We start from the raw sequence: 9,496 nt of genomic DNA on the forward strand, positions 1-9,496 counted from the left end.
CGGCCGGAGGCCCGGCGCCGTGGCGGCGGCACCGGACCTCCGGTCGGGCAATTCTGTCAGCCCCTGGCACTAGTGTTGGAGTTGTGCCAGACCCGTCCACCTACCGCCCGGCACCGGGTACCATCCCGGACTCCCCCGGTGTCTACCGCTTCCGCGACCCGGCCGGCCGGGTGATCTACGTCGGCAAGGCGAAGAGCCTGCGTAACCGGCTGAATTCGTATTTCGCCGACGTGTGGTCGCTGCACCCGCGGACCCAGCAGATGGTCACCACCGCGGCCGCCGTGGACTGGGTCACCGTCGGCACCGAGGTCGAGGCGCTCCAGTTGGAGTTCTCCTGGATCAAGGAGTTCGACCCGCGGTTCAACGTGAAGTACCGGGACGACAAGTCGTACCCGTTTCTCGCCGTCACCCTCGACGAGGAGTATCCGCGGCTCCAGGTGATGCGCGGCGCCAAGCGCAAGGGCGTCCGCTACTTCGGTCCGTATTCGCACGCCTGGGCCATCCGCGAGACGCTCGACCTGCTGCTGCGCGTCTTCCCCGCGCGGACCTGCTCGGCCGGCGTGTTCAAACGGGCCCACCAGATCGGCCGGCCCTGCCTGCTCGGCGACATCGGCAAGTGCTCGGCCCCTTGCGTCGACCGGGTCAGCGCCGCGGAGCACCGGGCGATCGTCGACGAGTTCTGCGACTTCATGGCGGGGCGCACCGACCAGTTCCTGAAACGGGTGGAGCGGGAGATGCTCCAGGCCTCCGAGGAGCTGGAGTTCGAGCGCGCGGCCCGGCTGCGCGACGACCTGGTGGCGCTGCGCCGGGCCCTGGAGAAGCAGACCGTGGTGCTCGGCGACGGCACCGACGCCGACATCGTGGCCTTCGCCGACGACCCGCTGGAAGCGGCCGTGCAGGTCTTCCATGTGCGCGGGGGCCGGGTCCGGGGCCAGCGCGGCTGGGTGGTGGAGAAGGTCGAGGAGCTGTCCACCGGCGACCTGGTGCACCACTTCTGCACGCAGATGTACGGCGAGGAGCACGGCGAGAACGACGTGCCCCGCGAGCTTCTGGTGCCTGACCTGCCCGACGACGCCGAGGCGCTGGCCGACTGGCTGTCCGGGCACCGCGGCAGCCGGGTCAGCCTGCGGGTGCCCCAGCGCGGCGACAAGAAGGCGCTCATGGAGACCGTCGGCCGCAACGCCGCCGAGGTGCTGCAACGGCACAAGCTGCGCCGGGCTGGCGACCTCACCACCCGCAGCCGGGCGCTCGAGGAGATCGCCGGGGCTCTCGGGATGGAGGGGGTGCCGCTGCGCATCGAGTGTTTCGACGTGTCGCAGATCCAGGGCACCGACGTGGTGGCCTCGATGGTGGTCTTCGAGGACGGGCTGGAGCGCAAGAGCGAGTACCGCCGCTTCATCGTGCGCGGCAACCCGGACGGCAGCGGCACCGACGATCTGTCGGCGATGAGCGAGGTGATGCGGCGGCGGTTTGCCCGGTTCAAGGCTCTCGAACTGCCCGGCGACTCCGATCTTCCCGGCGTCGATCCGCTGACCGGCAAGCCGCGCAAGTTCGCGTACCCACCTCAGCTGATCGTGGTGGACGGCGGCCAGCCGCAGGTCAACGCGGTCGCCGCGGTCCTCGCCGAGATGGGCGTCACCGACGTGGCGCTGTGCGGGCTGGCCAAGCGGCTGGAGGAGGTGTGGCTGCCGGCCGACGACTTCCCGGTCATCCTCCCGCGGACGTCGGAGGCGCTGTATCTGTTGCAGCGGGTCCGGGACGAGGCGCACCGGTTCGCCATCACCTTCCACCGGCAGCGCCGCTCCAAGCGGATGACGGAGTCCGCGCTGGACGAGGTGGCCGGCCTGGGCGAGGTGCGGCGCAAAGCGCTGCTGCGGCACTTCGGGTCGATGAAGCGCATCTCCGAGGCGACCCCCGAGGAGATCGCCGAGGTGCCCGGCATCGGCCTGCGGACGGCGGAATCCGTGCTCGCTGCTCTGCGTTCACCCGACACGGGGAAGACTGGGGAGCGCTGACTCTTCCCGTCCTACCATGTTGTGTCCGCGATTTCGACGCAGGAGGCGTGCGTGACCGAAGCGATGCCGGACCTCGGATCCGACGAGGTGCTGGAGACCGAAGAGGCGGGGACCGACCTGGTGGTGGTGACCGGCCTCTCCGGCGGTGGGCGCAGCACGGTGGCGCGCGCCCTGGAGAACGTCGGCTTCTATGTGGTGGACAACCTGCCGCAGGCGCTGATGCTGGAGATGGCCGAGCTGGCCTTCGCGGCCGGGGGAGCGGCCCGGCGTACCGCCATGGTGCTGGACGTGCGGAGCCGGGCCTTCTCCACGGACCTGGCCGGCGCGGTCCGCGCGCTGAAGGAGCGCGGCTTCTCGCCCCGCGTGGTGTTCGTGGACGCCGACGACGAGGTGCTGATCCGGCGGTTCGAGTCGGTGCGCCGTTCGCACCCGTTGCAGGGTGACGGGCGGCTGGCCGACGGCATCGCCGCCGAGCGCAAACTGCTCGAGGAGGCCCGCGAGCACGCCGATGTGATCATCGACACCAGTCATCTGAACGTGAACCAGCTGCGCCGCCGTGTCGAGGAGCTGTTCAGCGGTGAGGACTCGCGCAAGCTGCGGATCACCGTGCTCTCCTTCGGCTTCAAGTACGGCCTGCCGCCGGACGCCGACTACGTGCTGGACGCCCGGTTCCTGCCCAACCCGTTCTGGGTGCCGGAGCTGCGCGAGCACACCGGCCTGGAGGAGGGGGTGAGCGGCTACGTCCTGGGACAGGAGGGCGCGACCGACTTCGTCGCGACGTACGCGGGGCTGATCGCCACCACCGCGCCGGGGTTCGAGCGCGAGGGCAAGCGCTATCTGACCGTCGCCATCGGGTGCACCGGGGGCAAGCATCGCAGCGTCGCCATCGCCGAGGAGCTCACCTGCCGGCTCAGCGCGATGCAGCTGTCCGCCCACACGTCGCACCGTGACCTGGGGCGCGAGTGACGGCGATCCGGGTGGTCGCCTTCGGCGGCGGGCATGGATTGAGCGCTTCGCTGCGCGCCCTGCGGCGCAGCGCCCGCGACCTGGAACTGGAGATCACCGCGATCGTGACGGTCGGCGACGACGGCGGCTCCAGCGGCCGCCTGCGCGTCGAGCGGGACGCGCTGCTGCCGCCGGGGGATCTGCGCCAGGCGCTCGCCGCGCTGGCCGCCGACCATCCCACTCACCGGCTCACCGCGACCCTGATGCAGCACCGTTTCGAGTCGATGACGGCCGCGGCGCGGGCGCGGGTGGCCGGCCGTGGCCCGCGGCTCGAGCGGCGCGCCGACCAGGGCGGCGACACCCTGGCCGGGCACCCGGTGGGCAACCTGCTGCTGCTCGGCCTGATCGAGATGCTGGGCGACCCGGTCGCCGCGCTGGACCACGCCGCCGAGATGGTCGGCGCGCGGGGCCGGGTACTCCCGATGGCGCTGCACGCCGTCGGCATAGAGGCCGACCTGGTGCACGCCGACGGCTCCCGGGAGACGGTGCGCGGCCAGCATTCGGTGGCGGTGGCCGAGGGCCGGGTGGAGGCGGTGCGGCTGGACCCGGCCGACCCGCCGGCCTGCCCGGAGGCGATCGCCGCGGTCCGCGACGCCGACTGGCTGATCTTCGGTCCCGGCAGCTGGTACACGAGCGTGCTCCCGCACCTGCTGGTCCCGCGCCTGGCCGAGGCGATCGTGGCGAGCCCGGCCCGCCGGCTGGTCACGCTGAATCTCACCCCGGACAAGGAGACGAGCGGCCTCTCCACCGCCGACCACCTGGCCGCCCTGCACTGGTACCTTCCCGGGCTCCGGGTGGACACCGTGCTGGCGGACTCGAAGTGGGCCGGGGAGCCGGAGCCGGTCCGGGCCGCCGCGCAGGATCTCGGCGCCGATCTGATTCTGACGCCGGTGGCCGTTGCGGACGGAAGCCCACGGCATGATCCTGAGGCACTGGGCGCCGCCCTGGTGCCAGTATTGGGCGCCACTCGTTGATTACTGACGTAGTGCGGCACACACTGAGGCTCGTTCACGACCCACCTCGAGCCTCGTGTTGCCGAAGGTTAAGGACGACGGTCTGCACCGTCGTGAATAAGGCTCAGTTGTTCAAGATCCGGCGCATGAGGTGACAACACGATGGCGATGACGGCAGCGGTCAAGGATGAGCTGAGCCGGGTCGACGTGCCCAAGCCCTGCTGCCGGCGGGCCGAGATGGCGGCGCTGCTGCGTTTCGCCGGCGGCCTGCACATCGTCTCCGGCCGTGTGGTGGTCGAGGCGGAGCTGGACACCGGCGCGGTGGCCCGGCGGTTGCGGCGGGAGATCGCCGAGGTGTACGGCTACCCCAGCGAGGTGCACGTGCTGGCGTCCGGCGGCCTGCGCAAGGGCAGCCACTACATCGTGCGGATCGTCAAGGACGGTGAGGTGCTGGCCCGCCAGACCGGGCTGCTCGACGTGCGCGGCCGTCCGGTCCGCGGCCTGCCGCAGCACGTGGTCAGCGGCAGCGTGTGCTGCTCGGTGGCGGCCTGGCGGGGCGCGTTCATGGCACACGGCTCGCTCACCGAGCCGGGCCGCTCCAGCGCGCTGGAGATCACCTGTCCGGGTCCGGAGGCGGCTCTCGCGCTGCGTGGCGCGGCCCGCCGCATCGGCATCACCGCGAAGGACCGCGAGGTGCGCGGCGTCGACCGCGTGGTGATCAAGGACGGCGACGCGATCGCCGCGCTGCTCACCCGGGTCGGGGCGCATTCCAGCGTGCTCGCGTGGGAGGAGCGCAGGGTGCGCCGTGAGGTGCGTGCCACCGCGAACCGTCTGGCCAACTTCGACGATGCGAACCTGCGGCGTTCGGCCCGCGCGGCGGTCGCGGCCGCGGCCCGGGTCACCCGGGCGCTGGAGATCCTCGCCGAGGACGCGCCGAACCACCTCACCTCGGCCGGCCGGCTGCGGCTGGAGCACCGTCAGGCCTCCCTGGAGGAGCTGGGGGCCCTGGCCGACCCGCCACTGACCAAGGACGCGATCGCCGGCCGGATCCGGCGGCTGTTGGCGCTGGCCGACAAGCGAGCCCGGGATCTTGGCATTCCGGACACCGAGGCAGCGGTCACCCCAGAGATGATGGCCTGCTGACAGGTGATGCCGATCACCACGATCGGGGGACCTTTGGTCCTTAACGGGTGTGACCGTATGGGCAAGGCTGATGGCGCCAATCGGTAACGCCGCTGTGATCTTTTTAGATAACGTTCAGGTCGCGCCCCGCCGCTCCGCGGACGCGTGGACTCGGATAGTGTCAGGGATGACGGCGACGGTGCCGGCAGTCCGGCCGAGCCCCCCGTCATCGAGATCCTGGGCGCAGCGGCCGGACGCCTTTGTGTCGGCCGTCCATCGGTCGGCATGCAGACCCCTCCGCCGGTCGCAGAATCCGGCGGACCGAAACGAGGAGACCACCTGTGACCATCCGGGTTGGCATCAACGGCTTCGGCCGTATCGGTCGTAACTTCTTCCGGGCGGTTCTCGCTTCCGGCGCCGACATCGAGATCGTCGGCGTGAACGACCTGACCGACAACAACACGCTCGCGCACCTGCTGAAGTACGACAGCATCCTGGGCCGTCTCGGCGAGGAGGTCAAGGCCACCGCTGACGAGATCACCGTCGGTGGCAAGACCTTCAAGGCGTTCGCCGAGCGTGACCCGAACAACCTTCCCTGGGGCGACCTGGGCGCCGACGTCGTGATCGAGTCGACCGGCTTCTTCACCGACGCCACCAAGGCCAAGGCTCACCTGGACAAGGGCGCCAAGAAGGTCATCATCTCGGCTCCGGCCAAGAACGAGGACATCACGGTCGTGATGGGCGTCAACGACAGCCTGTACGACGGCGCGAAGCACAACATCATCTCCAACGCGTCCTGCACCACCAACTGCCTCGCCCCGATGGCGAAGGTCCTGAACGACACGATCGGGATCGAAAAGGGTCTGATGACCACGATCCACGCGTACACCCAGGACCAGAACCTGCAGGACGGCCCGCACAAGGACCTGCGCCGCGCCCGCGCCGCCGCTCTGAACATCGTGCCGACCTCGACCGGTGCCGCGAAGGCCGTCAGCCTGGTGCTGCCGGAGCTCAAGGGCAAGCTGGACGGCTTCGCGCTCCGCGTGCCGATCCCCACCGGCTCGGCCACCGACCTGAGCTTCACCTCGGCCCGTGACACCACGGTCGAAGAGGTCAACGCCGCGATCAAGGCCGCGGCCGAGGGCCCGCTCAAGGGCGTCCTGGTCTACACCGAGGACCCGATCGTGTCGGCCGACATCGTGACCGACCCGGCCTCCTGCATCTTCGACGCCGGCCTCACCAAGGTCATCGGTGGCAACCAGGTCAAGGTCGTCGGCTGGTACGACAACGAGTGGGGCTACTCGAACCGCCTTGTCGACCTGGTCAAGCTCGTCGGGGCCTGATTCTGATCATGAAGACTCTCGACGACCTGCTCGGCGAGGGTGTCTCGGGTCGGCGCGTCCTGGTGCGCGCCGACCTGAACGTCCCGTTCGACAAGGCAAACCCGGGCGTCATCAGCGACGACGGCCGCGCCCGCGCGGTGCTGCCGACGCTGATCGCCCTGCGTGACGCGGGCGCGAAGGTTATCGTCTGCTCGCACCTGGGCCGCCCGAAGGGCGAGCCGGACCCGAAGTACACGCTCCGTCCGGTCGCGACGCGGCTGGGCGAGCTGCTCGGCTCGTCGGTGGTGTTCGCTGAGGACACCGTCGGCCCGGAGGCCACCCAGTCGGTGGAGTCCCTCCAGGACGGCCAGGTCCTGCTGCTGGAGAACCTGCGCTTCAACGCCGGCGAGACCTCGAAGGACGACGCCGCGCGCGGCGCCTTCGCGGACCAGCTCGCCGCGTTCGCCGACTTCTACGTCGACGACGCGTTCGGCGCGGTGCACCGCAAGCACGCCTCGGTCTTCGACGTCCCGGCCCGGCTTCCGCACTACGCCGGTGGTCTCGTCCTCAAGGAGGTCGAGGTCCTGCGCAAGGTGTCGGAGAGCCCGGAGCAGCCGTACGTGGTGGTGCTCGGCGGCTCGAAGGTCTCCGACAAGCTGGCGGTCATCCAGGCGCTGCTGCCCAAGGTGGACAAGCTCCTGGTCGGTGGCGGCATGTGCTTCACCTTCCTCAAGGCTCAGGGCCACGAGGTCGGCAAGTCGCTGCTCGAGGCCGAGATGATCGACACCTGCAAGGAGCTGCTCGAGAAGGCCGCCGGCCGGATCGTGCTCCCGGTCGACGTGGTCGCCGCGACCGAGTTCTCCGCGGACGCCGACTCCGTGACGGTCGCCGCTTCGGAGATCCCGGCCGACCGGCTGGGCCTCGACATCGGACCCGAGTCCGTCACGATCTTCGCCGAGGCGATCAGCAGCGCGAAGACCGTGTTCTGGAACGGCCCGATGGGTGTCTTCGAGCTGGCCCCGTTCGCCGCGGGCACCCGTGGCGTGGCGGAGGCGATCACCAAGATCGACGGCTTCTCGGTCGTCGGCGGCGGTGACTCGGCGGCCGCGGTCCGCACCCTGGGCCTGGACGAGACCGCGTTCGGTCACATCTCCACCGGCGGGGGCGCGTCCCTGGAGTACCTCGAAGGCAAGACGCTGCCGGGCGTCGCCGCACTGGAGAATTGATGACGACCCGTAAGCCGATCATCGCCGGCAACTGGAAGATGAACCTCAACCACTTCGAGGCGAATCTCCTGGTGCAGAAGCTGGCCGCGAGCCTGAACGCCGAGCAGCTGGAGGCCGTCGAGACGGTCGTCCTGCCGCCGTTCACCGACCTGCGCACCGTCGAGTCGGTGATCGCGGACGGCAAGCTGAAGATCAAGTATGGTGCTCAGGACGTGTCGCCGCACGCCGGCGGCGCGTACACCGGCGAGATCGCCGGGGCTTTCCTGGCGAAGCTGGGCTGCTCCTACGTGGTGATCGGGCACTCCGAGCGCCGTGAGTACCACAACGAGAGCGACGAGCTGATCAACGCGAAGAACAAGGCGGCCTTCGCGGCCGGTCTCGTTCCGATCTTCTGCGTCGGCGAGGGTCTCGACATCCGCGAGGCCGGCAACCAGGTCGAGCACGTGCTCGCCCAGGTCGACGCCGGTCTGGAGGGTCTCAAGACCGAGCAGCTCCAGCAGATCGTGATCGCGTACGAGCCGGTGTGGGCGATCGGCACCGGCAAGACCGCGACCCCGGACGACGCGCAGGAGGTCTGCGGCGCGATCCGGGCGCGGCTGGTGGAGAAGTTCGGCGCCGAGGTGGCCGACGTCGTCCGTATCCAGTACGGCGGCTCGGTCAAGTCGGGCAACATCGCCCAGATCATGGCGCAGCCCGACGTGGACGGCGCCCTGGTCGGTGGCGCGAGCCTGGACGCCGAGGAGTTCGCCGCCATCGTGCGTTTCCCGGAACACGTCGCACGCTGATGAACTCTTTTCAACGTGGCGAGGCCGGACCATCCGTGAGCGATCGACGATCGTGCGCGGTGCGGCTCGATGCCGGGTTGAAAAAGGCTCACTAGTAAATAGCGCGTGCCCGGCCGTATGAAGCGGCCGGGCACCCGCTATTGTGGGACCGCTGCTGTGCCCTTCGAGAGGAATGAACCCGACGATGCCGATCGCGTTCGCTTACACGTTGATCGTGTTGCTGATCATCACCAGCGTCCTGCTGACTCTGCTGATCCTTCTCCACCGGGGCAAGGGTGGCGGTATGTCCAGCATGTTCGGTGGTGGCGTCAGCTCCAGTCTGGCGGGCTCCTCGGTCGCCGAGAAGAACCTGGACCGGTACACCGTTCTGGTGGGAATCATCTGGTTCGCCTGCATCGTCGGGCTGGGCTTCTGGCTCAAACTGGAGCTGGCTGCCTGACGGCTGCTCGTAGTCGTACAATCTGCCGCGCGGCCGGTTTTTCCGGCCGCGCGGTTTTTTGTCATCATCGTCCGGTTCCCTCACCTCTCCGCTCGGAGCCGGGCGACCCATCGAGGCCCCTCGAGACAGGAGTGACGTCCGTGTCCAGTGGCAGCGCTATTCGCGGCAGCCGTGTCGGATCCAGTCCGATGCGACCCGACGAGCGCACCGAACCCGCTCCGCGCCGGCAGGTGACCTATTTCTGTTCGGCCGGACACGACAGCATCATCTGGTTCGCGGCCGAGGCCGCGATCCCCGAGACCTGGGACTGTCCGCGATGCGGCCAGCCGGCCGGGCTCGACAGTTCCAATCCGCCGGGCCGGTCGCGTACCGAGCCGTACAAGTCGCATCTGGCATATGTGAAGGAGCGGCGCTCCGAGGAGGATGCCGCGGCGATTCTCGCCGAGGCGCTCGCCAAGGTGCGCCAGCGCCGCGGCGAGTGATCCGGGAACGTACCGGCCGAGCGGGGCGGCCGGTGCGTCTCCTCAGCTTGTGATTAAACCTTTTGTTGGTTGTTGTGGCTGGTTGTCGCGTTCTGGTGTTCGGTCTTGCCGACCGGTGGGTGTGGCCTGACGTGCTTGTTGCGAGAG

9 protein-coding genes are annotated in these 9,496 nt (G+C 69.5%); all 9 read left to right on the plus strand.

Annotation, left to right across the window (positions count from 1 at the left end; translation table 11 throughout):
• Nucleotides 1-83: 83 nt before the first annotated feature.
• The 9 genes from uvrC to AB0I88_RS21795 all read left to right on the plus strand — a co-directional run bounded on the left by uvrC (nt 84) and on the right by AB0I88_RS21795 (nt 9,349).
• A complete protein-coding gene (gene uvrC, locus AB0I88_RS21755; RefSeq protein ID WP_361027226.1) occupies nt 84-2,015 on the plus strand; it encodes an excinuclease ABC subunit UvrC in 1,932 nt (643 codons plus the stop codon).
• 63 nt (nt 2,016-2,078) lie between these two features.
• Complete coding sequence (gene rapZ, locus AB0I88_RS21760; RefSeq protein ID WP_361027251.1) at nt 2,079-2,981, plus strand: RNase adapter RapZ; 903 nt, start codon at nt 2,079-2,081, stop codon at nt 2,979-2,981.
• Nucleotides 2,978-3,994: a 2-phospho-L-lactate transferase CofD family protein gene (locus AB0I88_RS21765; RefSeq protein WP_361027229.1), complete on the plus strand. Its 1,017-nt coding sequence runs from the start codon at nt 2,978-2,980 to the stop codon at nt 3,992-3,994. Before rapZ ends, AB0I88_RS21765 begins: the two co-directional genes overlap by 4 nt.
• A 141-nt stretch (nt 3,995-4,135) precedes the next feature.
• Nucleotides 4,136-5,116, plus strand: coding sequence for a DNA-binding protein WhiA (gene whiA, locus AB0I88_RS21770; protein WP_361027232.1), 981 nt, complete (start codon nt 4,136-4,138; stop codon nt 5,114-5,116).
• Between the two features lie 320 nt (nt 5,117-5,436).
• Complete coding sequence (gene gap, locus AB0I88_RS21775; protein WP_361027235.1) at nt 5,437-6,438, plus strand: type I glyceraldehyde-3-phosphate dehydrogenase; 1,002 nt, start codon at nt 5,437-5,439, stop codon at nt 6,436-6,438.
• 2 nt (nt 6,439-6,440) lie between these two features.
• Nucleotides 6,441-7,643 carry a phosphoglycerate kinase gene (locus AB0I88_RS21780; protein WP_361027253.1) on the plus strand — a complete coding sequence of 401 codons (1,203 nt, stop codon included), beginning with the start codon at nt 6,441-6,443 and terminating at the stop codon, nt 7,641-7,643.
• Nucleotides 7,643-8,428 carry a triose-phosphate isomerase gene (tpiA, locus tag AB0I88_RS21785; protein ID WP_361027237.1) on the plus strand — a complete coding sequence of 262 codons (786 nt, stop codon included), beginning with the start codon at nt 7,643-7,645 and terminating at the stop codon, nt 8,426-8,428. The genes AB0I88_RS21780 and tpiA overlap by 1 nt, the downstream gene beginning before the upstream one ends.
• A 184-nt stretch (nt 8,429-8,612) precedes the next feature.
• The gene (gene secG / locus AB0I88_RS21790) at nt 8,613-8,867 is read left to right on the plus strand and encodes a preprotein translocase subunit SecG (RefSeq protein WP_183217566.1); all 255 of its coding nucleotides are present in this window, start codon (nt 8,613-8,615) and stop codon (nt 8,865-8,867) included.
• Between the two features lie 140 nt (nt 8,868-9,007).
• Nucleotides 9,008-9,349, plus strand: a complete 342-nt coding sequence (locus AB0I88_RS21795) for an RNA polymerase-binding protein RbpA (protein ID WP_208466332.1) — start codon at nt 9,008-9,010, stop codon at nt 9,347-9,349.
• Nucleotides 9,350-9,496: the final 147 nt, after the last annotated feature.

This window comes from Actinoplanes sp. NPDC049802, from assembly GCF_040656595.1.
Taxonomy (GTDB): domain Bacteria; phylum Actinomycetota; class Actinomycetes; order Mycobacteriales; family Micromonosporaceae; genus Actinoplanes.